Raw genomic sequence first — 14,674 nt, 5'->3', positions numbered from 1 at the left:
TGTCTTGGGTGGCCGTGCTTGCTGGTGTCGTTACCAACCAAAAGCCACCGAGAAGGCCTGGGCGGGACATCCGCCCTCGCCAAGCGCTGATGAGAAAGCGAACAGGTGGCGAACATCTGCTCTTGTGAACCTTACTTTCGTCAACGATTATCGGAGGTTGAAACAAGTTAAGAGATAACATGCATTGAGGTGAGTTAATGGCGCAAAAAGCAAATCCGATTGGCCCGAATATCCTCGCGTTGATCGAGGACGCGCGGATCGACCTTGCACGCGCGGTGCTTGCTATTCGGGAAGGCGAGAACGAGCCAGAGTTCAATTTGCCCGAGGAGACTCCAAATCCTTCAGATGAAGAATCGGTCAGCGAATTTCGGCAGAAAATCATTGGAATTTTGTCAGATTTTGATCTGGACGAATTGCGGCCAGCCGAACAGCGCTGTCGCAGGATCCGTGCACTTTCCGACAGCAAGGGCATTTCATCCCTCGCTACAATTGTCGACAAGCAGTTCACGGAAGAGCAGGCGCAGGAAATCGAGGCGCAGCCTGATCCGCTCTGCAGGAGCATCTGGGCGTTTCTCAACACACGTCAGACTTTCGAGGATGCGGAGAGTTTTCATTTCGCACGCCAATTCCGCGACCACGGTAAGATGTACGATGCGTTCGAGGTCGAGTTGGAAAAGGCGATCAACCTTGACGCAAACGCAATCGATGAAACCGCGCTGGCGTCGAAGATCACGGAGGTCCTCGAACTCAAGACAATCTGTACGGTTAAGGCGCTCGACCTGCCTTCTACTGAAGCGCATCCGACATCAATCATGCTGATTGTCCGTCACGGCGGCCCATTGTCGAGCGTGCACGACCATCGCGACGACGGGCGGCGGGGAACGATCTATTTCCGACCGCCAAACGAAGCGACCTTGATCTACACCCCATCAAAAAGGCAGATCGAAATTTGCGCCGACAGTCCGGTTGTTCGGCAGAAGGTGGGCGATGCCTTCGCCGAGGTTACGCTGGAACACGACATTTCTCAAAAACCGCTGACCTGGAAGCGCTACAACCTCAGCCGTTTCCGCACATCTCTGGCACTTTCAATCCCGAAGATCGAAGGTGTGGAAATCCAGGTGGCGCGGGTGCTGGAAGTGGAAATCCGTCTGGGCCACTGGAGCCGAAAACTGGCTCTCAAGGTCGCCATCGATGATGACATCCAGGAAATCGCGACAAGGTATCTCGGCCGGGGCAACATCTTCCGGAGGGCTGCCAGTTTCAGCCGCATTGGCATTGCAGTAAAGTACAACCGTGCAGGCGACGCCAAGGAACGCTCCCTCAACATCACTGTGTCAGGCGTCAAGAGCTGCAATCTGCAGAGCAACAAGGACCCCGACGAACGCAGCCTCGGATTTGCGTTGCTGCACGAATGGGGGATCCTGAGCGCCTTCCGTCAGATCGACAACGGCGATTTGCGTGCCATGTTCGCGCAACTGGTGGACCTCTACGATCTCGAGGAAGACGAGGTCACGGGTGGATACTTGCGTGAGATCGGGCTTGATCCTGATCGTCTGATTGAGGGTGGGCTGCTCGAGCGGCGTGACCGGCAGGATGTCGTGCTGATTGACAAGGACGACATTGACGGTGAGGTCGAGATCAAGCCCTCATCGACGCCAGGAATGGTCTCGGCGACAGGTCCGTTTGGAGAGGATGCGGGCGAACATCCAGCGGCCGATCTGGAACGCTATCAACTCAATCGCGAATGGCTTCAGGAAACCGTGCTGAAACTCATCCGTCCATTGCTGACAAGCAAGGGAGCGCAGGTCCTTGATCAGGATTTGGTCCTGATGGGTGACATGGGGACGGATGGCCATCGCAAACCGGTCTATTTCGCGCGGCGTTTGGGTAATCCCCAGGTCATCAACAAGCTGGATCAACTCCTGCGTGCGCGGAATGCGTCTGGGATCGGGATCGTCCTGACATCCAGCGTCGATACACTCACCTGCCTCGGGCCGAATGTCGTCGTTCCGGTGCTCACGCATCTGTCCGATGAGGGCGAAGACTTGGTGCTGTCGCGTGATGCGTTGGCGCAGACCTTCAGTTCTGGACGGAATGTTGCCGCGGGGGGCAGTTCAGTCGCAGTGCTCAAGTCAGGCAACCAATCCGCTTCATTGTGCATCCCAGGAAAAGCACCGCTTGCCATTCTTGGTGCAAATCAGATCCGGATCTTCGAAAAGCTGGTAACGGCGCATCTTGCCGGCAGTCCTGATGTCAAAACCGCTGACCTCATCGAGGATACTGGCGTCAAGAGCCCACAGCAGGCGTTCAAGAAACCGATGTGGGAGAGCATTCTTGACGTCTATATCGCCAAGGGTTCGACCCGTGGATATTGGCGACTTGTCGTATAATCTGGCCGATCTCGGCGGGCCGGTCTGTCGACGGTCAAAAATATTGCGGGCGACGGTCTAAAAAACCGCTGTCTATTGGAAAGGCTCACTCAGTCAGAGGAGCACTTCCATGCCGACTCCCGATACTTCACGCCAGCCAGCCCAGATCAGCTGGGCCGGTGGCGCAAAATCAACCCCCAACCCTTTGACCTCGGAATGGCGCTGTACGCGCTGTGACAAGCTGCTCGGCGTTTGCCGGGACGGCCGCATGCACCTGCGCTTTGCGCGAGGGCACGAGTATTTCGTGGGCTTTCCGGTCGTGGCCACGTGCCGCGGCTGCGGAACGCTGAACCAGGCGACATCACCCGCGCGCTAAGGCGCACGTCTCACCATTTCCCTGAAGTCGCAGAGACGCACGACGTCCTGACGTGGCCACGAAAAGGCGCTGGACGCCTGGCCGCAAGGCAGGCGTCCAATGTCCATCGCGTGGCACGAGATCCGTGATCACCTCATGTTTTCTTCTTCAACTCTTGGTTTTCAACACACCTTCGATGAGCTCCGGCGCAGCAGCGAACCGCTCGCGCATTTCGCTGATCCGGCTGCATTGCTGGACACGCTGCAAGTCGGCAGCCGCGGGCCAGATGAGAAGAACCGAATATTGGTTGCTCTGGTCCGGGCTGCACAGTCTGGCGACGAGGCCGCCGATTGTGCCCTGACGCTCATGCTGCTGGCGCTCTGGCCGGGGCTGGATGCCGTTCGGCGCAGATCGACCTGGCGCAGGATCGGCACCGGTGACGAGGTTGCATCTGAAATCCTGGCACGGGCCTCCGAGGCCATTCGCTGTCTGGATCTGCAGCGCGTCAACTGGATCGCTTCCACCATCCTCCGAAACATCGAGCGCGACCTGATCAGAACGCGTCAACGCGAGGACAGGCACCAGAGCCTGCGCAGCGAGGCCGATCCCGACGAAATCCCAACTGACGATCAGGCGTCAGCCAACGCCAGCTCTGCACTGCTCCACCGCGATCTCGTCCGCATCGTCGGCAAGGATTCTGATCTGGTGATCCGCGTGGCCGTCGACGGGTTCTCGCAGGCTGAGGTCGCATCGGAGTTGGGGCTGTCTGAGGCGGCAACGCGCAAACGCTATCAGCGGGCGACCCGGCGTCTGCGCGACGTCCTGCGAGAATTTCGCTGATCGGATGTCCCGATCTCAGCGGTGCGGTGGCTTTTCCCATTCAGACGCCACCGCGCGCCCCACTCAAACCGAAAGTCGACCCGCATGATCCGCAAAGCCGACCTCTTGTCCGCAGACCTCAAGCGCATCCCCGGCCTCTACCGCCGCTGGGAGCTGCCGGAAATCCTGAAGAACCAGCGTGCATACCGCATCGAGAATGCCGGGGCCCACCAGGATGGGACGCCTCTCGTGGCGGTCTATGCCGACGCCGACGCGGGCCAGCCGGACGATCAGCACAACGCCGCAACAAAGGACATTGAAGCGGCCTCGGTCCCGACTGGGACGACGCGGCAGCGGCCTGAGTAGAGGCGAAAGGAGGAGATCATGTTCATGGAAACCACACCCTTCATCACGGTTCGCGCCAGCCGACCGCTGTCCGAGATCGAATTCTGCGCCTGGGTGGCGCAGGCCGTTCCCGGCGACCGGCTGGAATACCATCGCGGCTTTCTGGTGCTCGACATCTTCCCTGTGTTTTCAGGGCTGTCGGATGCGGCACGCGCCGAGTTGAGCAGGCTTGGATCGCGGGCCTTCTGGGCCGCTGAGCAGGGTCTCGTACATCTCGTGCAGGAGCGCGTGGGGCCCGACCAGTTCGCCTACATCGCCGTTGCCCGCCCCAAACCCAAAGCTGCTGCCGTCTCGCTGTCCGAGCTGCTGCTCGCCGAGCCTGAGGCCGCGTGATGCCGGCCTTCCAATCCTTATTCACCGATCACGGAGACCATTTCATGCCATTCCCCGAGAACACCCCAACGCCGGACGATCTGCCTTCGCTCAGCGCGGCCGAGATCGCGGCGCTGCCGGTCGAGTTGCTGGCGATCCTGCAACGCGAAATCGACGAGCGTCTGAAGCGCGACAAGGCGGCCAAGGCTCGCTTCGATGCCGGACTGGCGGTCCGCTACGCCACCCGGGCCACCGAAGAACGCCAGGCCGCCGGCAAGGACACCGGCACTGTCCGCTTCGATGACGGCGATTTCACCGTGGTCGCCGATCTGCCGAAGCGGGTGGACTGGGATAAGGCACAGCTTGGTGACGTGGTCGAGCGCATCCGCGCCTCAGGTGACGATCCCGCGCAGTATGTCGACATTACGATCAAAGTGCCGGAGCGGAAATACAGCGCGTGGCCTGACGGCATTCGCGCCAGTTTCGAGCCCGCGCGCACTGTGCGGCCTGGCACGCTGAAGGTCGAGATCCTCGCGCAGGGGGCTGACCAGTGAGCCTCCCTATCATCAGCGCCGACGAGCGGCTGGCCGAGCCACGCGGCATCAAGGGCTGCATCTTCGGGAAATCCGGCATTGGGAAGACCTCGCTGCTCTGGACCCTCGATGCCGACCGCACCTTGTTCATGGATCTCGAAGCGGGTGACCTCGCCATCGAAGGCTGGGCGGGTGACAGCATCCGGCCGCGCACCTGGACGGAATGCCGGGATTTCGCGGTGTTCATCGGTGGGCCGAACCCGGCGCTGCGCGATGAGCAGCCATACAGCCCCGCGCATTATGCCGCCGTCTGCGAGCGCTTCGGCGATCCGGCAGCGCTGGACCGCTACGACACCATCTTCGTGGATTCGATCACGGTTGCCGGGCGGCTGTGCTTTGGCTGGTGCAAAGGCCAACCCGAGGCGCTGTCGGAGAAAACCGGCAAGCCGGATGTGCGCGGGGCGTACGGCTTGCATGGCCGCGAGATGATCGGCTGGCTCACCCATTTGCAGCACACGCGGGCCAAGAATGTCTGGTTGGTCGGGATCCTCGACGAGAAGCTCGACGACTTCAATCGCAAGATGTTCCAGCCGCAGATCGATGGCTCAAAGACCGGGCTCGAGCTGCCAGGCATCGTCGACGAGGTGATCACCATGGCGGAACTGAAGGCCGATGGCGGCGATCCGTATCGCGCCTTTGTCTGCCACACGATCAACCCCTGGAGTTTCCCGGCCAAGGATCGTTCGGGCCGTCTGGACCAAGTCGAAGAACCCCATCTCGGCCGCCTGATGGCCAAGATTCGGACGGCTGCAACACCGGCATCCGACCGGCTGACCTACGCCCCACCGTCCGCCGATCCGGCGGCTGACGACCAATCCCAACCACAATCCTGATCAGAAAAGGAGGTTCCCCATGGGTTCCTGGAACGATTTCAACGACGCGCAGAGCAATACCAACCTCATCCCCAAGGGCACACTGGCCAAGGTGCGCCTGACCATCCGCCCCGGCGGCTTCGACGACGCCTCGCAGGGCTGGACTGGCGGCTATGCCACGCGCGGCTCCACCGGCGCGGTGTACCTCAACGGCGAGTTCACCGTGACCGAGGGGCAATATGCCCGGCGCAAGATCTTCACGCTGATCGGGCTGTATAGCCCGAAGGGGCCAGACTGGGCCAATATGGGCCGCAGCCTGGTGCGCGGTATGCTGAACTCGGCGCGCGGGATTTCCGACAAGGACATGTCGCCGGAAGCGCAGGCAGCACGGCGCATCAGCGGTTTCGCCGATCTCGACGGCATTGAGTTCGTCGCCCGCATCGACATCGGCACCGATGCCAGTGGCGACGACAAGAACGAGATCCGCAGCGCGGTCACGCCTGACCATCGCGATTATGCGCAGGTCATGGGAACTGCACCCCTGCAGTTCAGTGGTAACGCCGGGCCGGGGGCCACTTCGCAGCAGAATGCTGCCGCCCCAACGTCCTCGTCCAATCCGCCAGCAGCCAACCCCGGTGCTCCCGGGCGGCCGAGCTGGGCCCAGTAAGGGGGATCGGTCATGCGCCTGCGTCCCCGCCAGAAAACCTTTGTCGAGCGCAGTGTTGCTGCGCTCGGCCAACACGGCAATACGCTCGGTGTGGCGCCCACCGGCGCGGGCAAAACGATCATGCTCTCGGCAGTCACCGGCGCGATGCTCGGTGATGGAGCCAAAGCTTGCGTGTTGGCGCATCGAGACGAGCTGACGGCGCAGAACCGCGCCAAGTTCCAGCGCATGGTGCCGGAGGTGTCCACCTCGGTGATCGATGCCACCGAAAAATCCTGGGGCGGCGACGTCACCTTTGCGATGGTGCCGACCCTGGCACGGGCCTCGAACCTGGCCGACATGCCGCGCCTCGACCTGCTTGTGATCGACGAGGCACATCACGCGGTGGCGGACAGCTATCGCCGCATCATCAACCGGGTGCGTGACGCCAATCCCGACGCCCGCGTTTTCGGGGTGACGGCAACACCGACCCGGGGAGACAAGAAAGGACTGCGCGAGGTCTTCGACAATGTCGCCGACCAGGTGCGTCTGGTTGAGTTGATTGCCTCGGGGCATCTCGTGCCGCCGCGCACCTTTGTCATCGATGTGGGCGTGCAGGAGGAATTGAAGTCGGTCCGCAAGACCAGTGCCGATTTCGACATGACCGAGGTGGCGGACATCATGGACCGCGCGCCGGTCACCGACGAGGTGATCCGCCACTGGCGCGAGAAGGCTGGTGACCGGCAGACCGTCGTCTTCTGTTCCACCGTCGCCCATGCCGAACACGTCACTGAGGCATTTCGCGCCGCGGGGATCACGGCCGCGCTGATCCACGGCGATCTGGCGGCCGACACCCGCAAGTCCATCCTGACCGACTATGCGGCAGGCGAGATCTGCGTGATCGTCAATGTCGCCGTGCTCACGGAAGGCTGGGATCACCCGCCCACCTCCTGCGTCGTGCTGCTGCGGCCTAGTTCCTACAAATCCACCATGATCCAGATGGTCGGTCGCGGGTTGCGCACGGTCGATCCCGAAGAACACCCCGGCATCGTCAAGACCGACTGCGTGGTGCTGGATTTCGGGACATCGAGCTTGATCCACGGCACGCTGGAACAGGATGTCGATCTGGACGGCAAGATCGCCACCGGTGACGCCCCGACCAAATCCTGCTCCGCCTGCGCGGCGGAGATACCGCTCGCCGCCACTGAATGCCCGCTCTGCGGCGAGGTCTTGCTGCAGGACGAAGGCGAGACCGGGACGAACGCAGCGCCACTCTCAGGCTTTGTCATGACCGAGATCGACCTGCTGAAGCGCTCCAGCTTCGCATGGGTCGATCTCTTCGGCGCAGATGACGCGCTAATGGCTACCGGCTTCACAGCCTGGGGCGGCATCTTCTGGATGGACGGCGTCTGGTACGCCGTCGGCGGGGCCAAGGGCGCGCGGCCACGTCTGCTGGGCGTCGGCGAACGCACCGTCTGCCTCGCGCAGGCCGATGACTGGCTGAACACCCACGAAAGCGATGAAAGCGCCTTCAAGACAAAGGCGTGGCTGCGCCAGCCACCGACCGACAAGCAGCTGAAATATCTGCCACCGAAATGCCGGCACGACTTCGGCCTCACGCGCTACCGCGCTTCGGTGCTGATGACCTTCGGCTTCAACAAACGCGCCATCCAGGCCGCCGTGAACGCGGTGGCCGGATTCGAACGGAGGGCGGCATGACCCATGGCATCTTCACTCAAAATCACAGCCGAGGAGCGGCGGCGTCTCTGGCATCCGCGTGGCACGCTCTGTGCTGTCTGCCGGCAACCCACGCGTGGTTTTGGCTGGCGCGATCCGGTTCGTTCGAAGCGGCCCCGGCCATCGGTCTGGTTCTGCTCGATGCCCTGCCAGGGCTTCTGGACGCGTTTGGCGCGGGAGCGTTTTGCCATGGTTGATCTGACCGAAGAGGAACGCGCTGCCATCACTGCCACCCTGAAACGCGTCGCGCTGCTGTTGGAAGAGATCGGCTGGCAGACCGCACTTGCCGATCTGACGGAGGCGCAGGTGCGGGCACTGATCGAGGAGGCAGTCGAGGGTTTCCGCGAGGCCATGGCCGACATTGCCAAATCAAACGCGCCGGAGATCCCGTTTTGACATTGGACTTCAATCACCGCCCGTCCACCGCCGACCGGATCAACGCGCTGGTCGACGCGGCCCTCATCGCCGAGCGCGAGGCCACGCCACCCCGGACCTATCTCGGCGCGTCCCGCCTCGGCCACGCCTGCGAACGCGCACTGCAATTCGAGTTTGCGGGCGCGCCGAAGGATGACGGTGCCGACTTCGGCGGGCAGACGTTGCGGATCTTCGCCATCGGTCATCAGCTCGAAGACCTGGCGATCCGCTGGCTGCGCGCCGCCGGGATCGATCTGGTGACCCAAAAGCGCGATGGCGGCCAGTTCGGATTCTCCGTCGCGGGCGGCCGGATCCGTGGGCATGTCGATGGGATCATCGCTGATGCCCCGGCAGCGCTTGGGTTTCGCATCCCGGCGCTCTGGGAATGTAAGACCATGAACGCGAAGAACTGGCGCGCCTGCGTCAAGGACGGGGTCACGGTTTCCAAGCCCGTCTATGCCGCCCAGATCGCGATCTACCAGGCCTACATGGAGCCTGCGGTGCCTGGGATCTCGGCCGCACCGGCGCTCTTCACTGCCATCAACAAGGACACGGCCGAACTGCATCATGAGCTCGTGCCGTTCGATGCCGATCTGGCGCAGCGCATGTCCGACCGCGCGGTGCGGATCCTGCAGGCCACCGACGCCGGTGAACTGCTGCCGCGCATCGCCTCTAAGCGCGACTTCTTTGAATGCCGGTTCTGTGCCCATGCCGAGCGGTGCTGGGGCCTCGCCAAATGACTGACGAGCCAGCCGATCCCGACGAGGACACGCAAATGCGCGATGACACAGTGCCCGATGGGCCCGAAGAGAACATCGTTCATTTCAATCCGTGGCGCGATTTCAATGACGCCGCGCCGCAGGTCGACGTGTTCGGCGACGAGCCTGATCCGGAGCAAATCGCCCAGTTCATGCAAGTCGTCTTCGGCTATTGCGACGGGCTGATCCCGGTCCGCAGTTTCATCGACAAGGGTCAGGGCATCGATGGCCGTCCGCATAACATCTGGCTCAAGGCGGACCGGGCCGCCCCCGAGAAGATGGCGACCTTCGCAACATGGGCCTCGCGCCAGGGAGCAGCGGTCTACGTGATACCCGGCACCGTGGCCGCGTCCGGCCAGGCCAAGGCAGCGGAAATCCTGCAGATGCAAAACGTCGTGGTCGATCTCGACACCGGCGACATCGCTGCCAAGCGTGCGCACCTCGAACGCCACCTCGGCGCGCCGACCATGGTGGTGGAAAGCGGCGGCGTAACGCCCGAGGGCCAGCGGAAAGCTCACGTCTGGTGGATGCTGACCGAGCCTGCGGAAGGTGAAGACATCGCCCGTGTCTGCCGTCTGCGCGGTGACATTGCCGCCAAGGTCGGCGGTGACATGCATTTCCGCTCGGCCCACCAGCCCATCCGCGTGGCGGGCTCTGTCTATTACAAGAACAGCCTGAAAACGCAGGTGCGTATTGTCGAGCTGAACGCCGCCCACGAGCGTGATCTGGACGAGTTCATCGAGGCGGTCGCCGACATGCTGCCCGCGCCGGGCGTGTCCCTGCAGCCTGAGTTCACCCATCCGGACAAGCCCGCCATGGACGATGTGCTGGTGACCCCCGTGCGAGAGGGGGCGCAGGACGACTGGTCCCGCTTCGAGGGAGCATCCGCCGCGATCGGCCATTTCATCCGTATGGTCCATGAGGGCCGGATGACAAAAGACGAGGGTTGGGAAGGCATCTGTGGCTACAACGCCGCGATGCTGCGGCCCCAGTGGCCAGTAGAGCGGCTCAAACGCGAGTCCGAGCGGCTTTGGGACCGGCATGTCGAGAAATACGGCCCGCCGCTGATCCGGCTGGACTCCGGCCCACCGGGGCCACAGGAGATGCCTGCCTTCACGCTCGGCGCGCTGCTCGACGACCAGAGCCCCATGCCGGAGGACATCATTGCTCCGCGTGTGCTGACGCCAGGCGGGCTTCTGGTGCTGGGCGGCGCGCCCAAGGTGGGCAAGAGCGACCTTCTGATTTCCTGGCTCGTCTACATGGCGGCTGGCGTGTCATTCCTCGGGTTCACTCCGCCGCGGGCGCTACGCATTTTCTACCTTCAAGCGGAGATCCAGTATCACTATCTGCGCGAACGCCTGAAGCAGATTGCCCTGCCGCCAGAGGTGCTGGCCGCCGCGCGCGACACCTTCGTTGCGACGCCAAAGCTCAAGATGCTGCTCGACAACGAGGGCAGCGTGCGGGTCGCGCGCGCCGTGCAGACAGCGTTCCCGGAGGCACCGCCTGACATTCTCTGCGTGGACCCTATCCGCAACCTGTTCGACGGCGGGCCCGATGGTGGCGGCGAGAACGACAACACCGCCATGATGTTCTTCCTCAAGGAACGCGTCGAGGTGCTGCGAGACCATGTCGACCCCGATTGCGGGGTGATCCTGGTCCACCACACCAAGAAGCTCAGCAAGCAGCAGGTCAAAGACGATCCCTTCCTCGCGCTCTCAGGCGCCAGCGCGCTGCGCGGGTTCTATACCTCCGGCCTGATCCTCCACCGGCCCGACGAACAGGCCCCGGAACGCAAGCTGGAGATCGAGCTCAGGAACGGACCTGCGCTTCCCGCCAAGCTGATCGACAAAGTCGACGGGCAATGGGTCGAGTTGAACCCCATGAACGAGCGACTGGTTCGCAAGGAGGTCGGGGCCAAACATGACGCCGAGCGCAACCGCAAGCGCGATGTGATCCTCGACCTGCTTTTCGAGGAGGCCACCAGCGGGCAACTCTACACGACCATGCAGTTCGCCGAGGCCTTCGAGAACCAGAGTGGGCTTGGCAGCAAATACACCATCCGCGAACGGTTGAGTGTTCTGGCCACGAAGGGCCATGTTAAATTCCTGCGAGATGGCAGCGCCTTTGGCTATCCGAAGGTTCGATCCCGGTTCGGTTACCTCTGCGTCGATGGGATGCGGTTTCGCCCCGAAGAGCGTGTCGATCCGGAGACCGGAGAGGTCTTCGAAGACGCCGATCCCGTCCTTCCCAGCCACTACAAATGCCCCAATTCCGGGGTCTGCATGGACGTCGAAAACCCGGCCGTTTGGGTCTATCCGGAGACGGCTGCGGACGACGATTTGGGCTCACTAACTCCTAGGAGTGAGGCCTAACTCCTATGTCCTCCCTAACTCCTGTATCAATGAAATCAATGGCTTACTCCACAAGAGGAGTTAGTGGGCTAACTCCTCCCCAACTCCTCCGAACTCCTATTTTCTCGTTCTTTATCAGCACGTTACCCGCAAAAGAGGAGTTAGTGTGGAAAGCCCCCATACTACGTATGGGGGGCAACGAGCAGGTTTGGCCCCATCCCATACGTCGTGGGGTATCCGCGCACGGGCCGATCTGCCCCGCACCTTTCACCTTTCGAGCAGCAATGGAGATGACAATGTCGAACAGGCAAATTGAAACCGTGTGTCAACACCAGACGATAGCTTTGTCGGCGACCATCCTGGCCCTGGATCTTGGGACCACAACGGGCTGGGCGCTACGGTCCGCGGACGGCATTATCACCAGCGGGACGGCTTCGTTCAAACCCGGGCGCTATGACGGTGGTGGGATGCGATACCTGCGCTTCACCAATTGGTTGGGCGAGTTGCAGCGGTTGTCTGGTCCCATTGCCGCTATCTGGTTCGAGGAAGTTCGCCGCCACGCCGGGACCGATGCGGCGCATGTCTATGGGGGGCTGATGGCCACGCTGACCGCATGGGCCGAGATGCGCGGCGTGCCTTACCAAGGCGTGCCCGTCGGAACCATCAAGCGCCACGCCACTGGCAAGGGCAACGCCAACAAGGCGGCCATGATCGCAGCCGCTGAGGCGCGTGGCTTCAGCCCGGCCGATGACAACGAGGCCGACGCCATCGCGATCCTGCACTGGGCGATCGAGACCGAAGGAGGCATGGCATGAACCGCATGAGCTTCGCCCCTCGCGGCTTCGGGGGCACTCGCCGCAGCCCCGATCAAGTCAAAAAGGACGGCTGGAAGGAACAGGGCGTTCTGGCAGTCTCCGTGGATGACAATCGCCTCACCTGGCCAGAGCGCGAGTTGGTCCGCCAGCTGGGCGAACGCCTTTATGGCAAGCGGGAACCGGAGGTAGGCAATGACTGAGTGGACCACAGCGCGCGTGGAGGACCGGCTGGAGAGCGCGGCCGATGTCTTCCGTACCTTGCCCGGCGTCATGCCGCAGGGCTTCTTCAATGCCTGGCCCGAGTATTTTCACAGCTTCGCGGACAAGGTCGGTCAGGAACCGCAAATGCGCAGGCCCCGGCCGGGACCGCGCCAGATCTCCGAGGCCGAGGAGGCATTGCTCTGGCTGCGCTGGCTGGAGCGGGACGATGCCCGGATCGTCTGGTTGCGGGCCGAGCGCACGCCGTGGAAGCCGATCTGCTGGGAGATGGGGATCAGCCGCCCCGCGGCCAACCGCCATTGGCAATACGGCCTCGCGCTGATCACCTGGCGGCTCAATGGGCGCGTGCCGCCTTCGAAGCGGTCACGGCGTTTCGTGGTTGAGAACGCGAACAACCTGTCAAGGAAAATCGTCCTGTGACAGAATTTTCAGTGAGACATCGCAAAGGGTTACAGTTTCCGGCTGAGAGGCTAGAAATTGGATATACTCGGGAGAGGCGCGCGCAGGCAGCGGCCGCGCAGCTGGCTTCCGGGGTCCACCAAGGTGGCCAGCTGGGGCCCAAGCCGCTAACCCGCTGACTTCGCGGGTCCTTCCCGGCCCGAAACGTATACGGGCGGGCGAAGCGCGCAATATCGCTAGCGACAGGGCCGGTTTTTTGGGAAGCCACCCCTAGCAGGCATCCACCTGCGATCTGCTGAAAACCACAATAAAACAAACCTTTGGCACCGGATACGCCCGATGGCCGCTGGACCCCTCGTGGGGTCTAGGCTGGGTGCCGGTATCCGGAGTCCACCCGATTGAGGCGAACCGACCCGCATGACCCTGAGCTTTGCCCCGGATGCAATCGAGATGTGGCCGCTGCACAGGCTCCAGCCCTATGCGAAGAACGCAAAGGCGCATGGCGCGGATCAGGTCGCGAAGATTGCCGCCAGCATGGCGGAGTTCGGCTGGACGGTGCCTTGCCTCGTCGCCGACGACGGAGAGCTGATCGCGGGCCACGGTCGGGTATGGGCCGCGACGCAGCTGGGGCTGACCGAGGCCCCCGTGATCGTGCTGGGCCATTTGACCGAGGCGCAACGACGGGCTTACCGGATCGCGGACAATAAGCTGACGGAACTCGGGACCTGGGATGAAGCACTGCTCTCGGCCGAGCTGAACGACCTGCTGGCCGAGGATTTTGACCTGTCGCTCATTGGCTTCGACGATGCTGAGCTCGAAGCGCTGTTGGCCGGTGAGGTCGATCCCGAGACCGCATCCCGTGAGAGAGAGGACGATGTTCCGGAGGCACCCGAGACCCCGATCAGCCGTCCCGGCGATCTCTGGGTGCTGGGAAAGCATCGGTTGCTCTGCGGGGACGCGACGGTGGCCACGGACGTCGAACGTCTGCTCGGCGATGTGACACCGCTGCTGATGGTGACCGATCCACCCTACGGAGTCGAATACGATCCCGGCTGGCGCAACAAAGCTGGCGCCGCAGCCACCAAGCGCACCGGCAGGGTGCTGAATGACGACCGCGCGGATTGGCGCGAGGCCTGGGCGCTGTTCCCGGGCGATGTGGCCTATGTCTGGCACGGCGCGCTGCATGCGACGACGGTCGCCGAGAGCCTCGAGGCCTCCGGCTTCAACATCCGCTCGCAAATCATCTGGGCCAAGGATCGCCTGGTGCTGAGCCGCGGCGATTATCACTGGCAGCACGAACCCTGCCTCTATGCCGTGAAAAAAACCGGCAAGGGCCATTGGGCGGGCGACCGCAAGCAGACGACGCTCTGGCAGATCGCCAACAAAGATCAGGATGCGGAAACCGTGCACGGGACCCAGAAACCCGTCGAATGCATGCGCCGGCCGATCCTCAACAATTCAAGCCCCGGTCAGGCGGTCTACGAGCCCTTTATGGGGTCCGGCACCACGCTGATCGCGGCGGAAACCACGGGCCGTGTGTGCCTCGGGGTCGAACTGAACCCGGCCTACGTCGATGTCGCCGTGCAACGCTGGCAGCAGTTCACGGGCCAGACCGCCGTGCTGGACGAAACCGGTGAGAGCTTCGCCGATCTGACGGCCAACCCACGCTGAGG

Annotated in this window: 16 protein-coding genes; all 16 read left to right on the top strand. The window is 62.7% G+C overall.

What is annotated here, in order from left to right; genetic code table 11:
* Positions 1-197: 197 nt before the first annotated feature.
* On the top strand, positions 198-2,390 hold the full coding sequence (locus DL237_RS09795) for a hypothetical protein (protein ID WP_119398871.1): 2,193 nt from the start codon (positions 198-200) through the stop codon (positions 2,388-2,390).
* A 454-nt stretch (positions 2,391-2,844) separates the two neighbouring features.
* A complete protein-coding gene (locus DL237_RS09790) occupies positions 2,845-3,564 on the top strand; it encodes an RNA polymerase sigma factor (RefSeq protein WP_119398870.1) in 720 nt (239 codons plus the stop codon).
* Positions 3,565-3,648: 84 nt separating this feature from the next.
* The gene (locus DL237_RS09785; RefSeq protein ID WP_199672044.1) at positions 3,649-3,909 is read left to right on the top strand and encodes a hypothetical protein; all 261 of its coding nucleotides are present in this window, start codon (positions 3,649-3,651) and stop codon (positions 3,907-3,909) included.
* An 18-nt stretch (positions 3,910-3,927) separates the two neighbouring features.
* Positions 3,928-4,281 (top strand): hypothetical protein, encoded by a 354-nt coding sequence (locus DL237_RS09780; protein WP_199672042.1) that lies wholly within the window; start codon positions 3,928-3,930, stop codon positions 4,279-4,281.
* A 44-nt stretch (positions 4,282-4,325) separates the two neighbouring features.
* Positions 4,326-4,814 carry a hypothetical protein gene (locus DL237_RS09775; RefSeq protein ID WP_119398966.1) on the top strand — a complete coding sequence of 163 codons (489 nt, stop codon included), beginning with the start codon at positions 4,326-4,328 and terminating at the stop codon, positions 4,812-4,814.
* Positions 4,811-5,686, top strand: coding sequence for an ATP-binding protein (locus DL237_RS09770; protein ID WP_119398869.1), 876 nt, complete (start codon positions 4,811-4,813; stop codon positions 5,684-5,686). The genes DL237_RS09775 and DL237_RS09770 overlap by 4 nt, the downstream gene beginning before the upstream one ends.
* A gap of 19 nt (positions 5,687-5,705) precedes the next feature.
* A complete protein-coding gene (locus tag DL237_RS09765) occupies positions 5,706-6,332 on the top strand; it encodes a hypothetical protein (RefSeq protein WP_119398868.1) in 627 nt (208 codons plus the stop codon).
* Positions 6,333-6,344: 12 nt separating this feature from the next.
* Positions 6,345-8,027 carry a DEAD/DEAH box helicase gene (locus DL237_RS09760; RefSeq protein ID WP_119398867.1) on the top strand — a complete coding sequence of 561 codons (1,683 nt, stop codon included), beginning with the start codon at positions 6,345-6,347 and terminating at the stop codon, positions 8,025-8,027.
* A complete protein-coding gene (locus DL237_RS20465) occupies positions 8,024-8,242 on the top strand; it encodes a hypothetical protein (RefSeq protein WP_147405325.1) in 219 nt (72 codons plus the stop codon). The genes DL237_RS09760 and DL237_RS20465 overlap by 4 nt, the downstream gene beginning before the upstream one ends.
* A complete protein-coding gene (locus DL237_RS09755; protein ID WP_119398965.1) occupies positions 8,235-8,441 on the top strand; it encodes a DUF6511 domain-containing protein in 207 nt (68 codons plus the stop codon). Before DL237_RS20465 ends, DL237_RS09755 begins: the two co-directional genes overlap by 8 nt.
* Positions 8,438-9,199, top strand: a complete 762-nt coding sequence (locus DL237_RS09750; protein WP_119398866.1) for a hypothetical protein — start codon at positions 8,438-8,440, stop codon at positions 9,197-9,199. Before DL237_RS09755 ends, DL237_RS09750 begins: the two co-directional genes overlap by 4 nt.
* Positions 9,200-9,234: 35 nt before the next feature.
* A complete protein-coding gene (locus tag DL237_RS09745; RefSeq protein WP_233544934.1) occupies positions 9,235-11,589 on the top strand; it encodes an AAA family ATPase in 2,355 nt (784 codons plus the stop codon).
* 275 nt (positions 11,590-11,864) lie between these two features.
* Positions 11,865-12,383, top strand: coding sequence for a hypothetical protein (locus tag DL237_RS09740; protein WP_119398864.1), 519 nt, complete (start codon positions 11,865-11,867; stop codon positions 12,381-12,383).
* Positions 12,380-12,583, top strand: coding sequence for a hypothetical protein (locus DL237_RS09735; protein ID WP_456107158.1), 204 nt, complete (start codon positions 12,380-12,382; stop codon positions 12,581-12,583). The genes DL237_RS09740 and DL237_RS09735 overlap by 4 nt, the downstream gene beginning before the upstream one ends.
* On the top strand, positions 12,576-13,022 hold the full coding sequence (locus DL237_RS09730; protein ID WP_119398863.1) for a DUF6362 family protein: 447 nt from the start codon (positions 12,576-12,578) through the stop codon (positions 13,020-13,022). The genes DL237_RS09735 and DL237_RS09730 overlap by 8 nt, the downstream gene beginning before the upstream one ends.
* 396 nt (positions 13,023-13,418) lie before the next feature.
* On the top strand, positions 13,419-14,672 hold the full coding sequence (locus DL237_RS09725) for a site-specific DNA-methyltransferase (RefSeq protein ID WP_119398862.1): 1,254 nt from the start codon (positions 13,419-13,421) through the stop codon (positions 14,670-14,672).
* Positions 14,673-14,674: the final 2 nt, after the last annotated feature.

Source organism: Pseudooceanicola sediminis (genome assembly GCF_003575965.1).
GTDB lineage: Bacteria > Pseudomonadota > Alphaproteobacteria > Rhodobacterales > Rhodobacteraceae > Pseudooceanicola > Pseudooceanicola sediminis.
This window is presented reverse-complemented; position numbering and strand designations above follow the sequence as displayed.

What these genes read in the sequence shown, in the direction of transcription:
- DL237_RS09730 (WP_119398863.1), top strand. Translation starts at nt 12,576, where the DNA reads ATGACTGAGTGGACCACAGCGCGCGTGGAGGACCGGCTGGAGAGCGCG.
- DL237_RS09755 (WP_119398965.1), top strand. Translation starts at nt 8,235, where the DNA reads ATGGTTGATCTGACCGAAGAGGAACGCGCTGCCATCACTGCCACCCTG.
- DL237_RS09775 (WP_119398966.1), top strand. Translation starts at nt 4,326, where the DNA reads ATGCCATTCCCCGAGAACACCCCAACGCCGGACGATCTGCCTTCGCTC.
- DL237_RS09780 (WP_199672042.1), top strand. Translation starts at nt 3,928, where the DNA reads ATGTTCATGGAAACCACACCCTTCATCACGGTTCGCGCCAGCCGACCG.
- DL237_RS09795 (WP_119398871.1), top strand. Translation starts at nt 198, where the DNA reads ATGGCGCAAAAAGCAAATCCGATTGGCCCGAATATCCTCGCGTTGATC.
- DL237_RS09760 (WP_119398867.1), top strand. Translation starts at nt 6,345, where the DNA reads ATGCGCCTGCGTCCCCGCCAGAAAACCTTTGTCGAGCGCAGTGTTGCT.
- DL237_RS09740 (WP_119398864.1), top strand. Translation starts at nt 11,865, where the DNA reads ATGTCGAACAGGCAAATTGAAACCGTGTGTCAACACCAGACGATAGCT.
- DL237_RS09790 (WP_119398870.1), top strand. Translation starts at nt 2,845, where the DNA reads ATGTCCATCGCGTGGCACGAGATCCGTGATCACCTCATGTTTTCTTCT.
- DL237_RS09745 (WP_233544934.1), top strand. Translation starts at nt 9,235, where the DNA reads ATGCGCGATGACACAGTGCCCGATGGGCCCGAAGAGAACATCGTTCAT.
- DL237_RS09735 (WP_456107158.1), top strand. Translation starts at nt 12,380, where the DNA reads ATGAACCGCATGAGCTTCGCCCCTCGCGGCTTCGGGGGCACTCGCCGC.
- DL237_RS09785 (WP_199672044.1), top strand. Translation starts at nt 3,649, where the DNA reads ATGATCCGCAAAGCCGACCTCTTGTCCGCAGACCTCAAGCGCATCCCC.
- DL237_RS09725 (WP_119398862.1), top strand. Translation starts at nt 13,419, where the DNA reads ATGACCCTGAGCTTTGCCCCGGATGCAATCGAGATGTGGCCGCTGCAC.
- DL237_RS20465 (WP_147405325.1), top strand. Translation starts at nt 8,024, where the DNA reads ATGACCCATGGCATCTTCACTCAAAATCACAGCCGAGGAGCGGCGGCG.
- DL237_RS09765 (WP_119398868.1), top strand. Translation starts at nt 5,706, where the DNA reads ATGGGTTCCTGGAACGATTTCAACGACGCGCAGAGCAATACCAACCTC.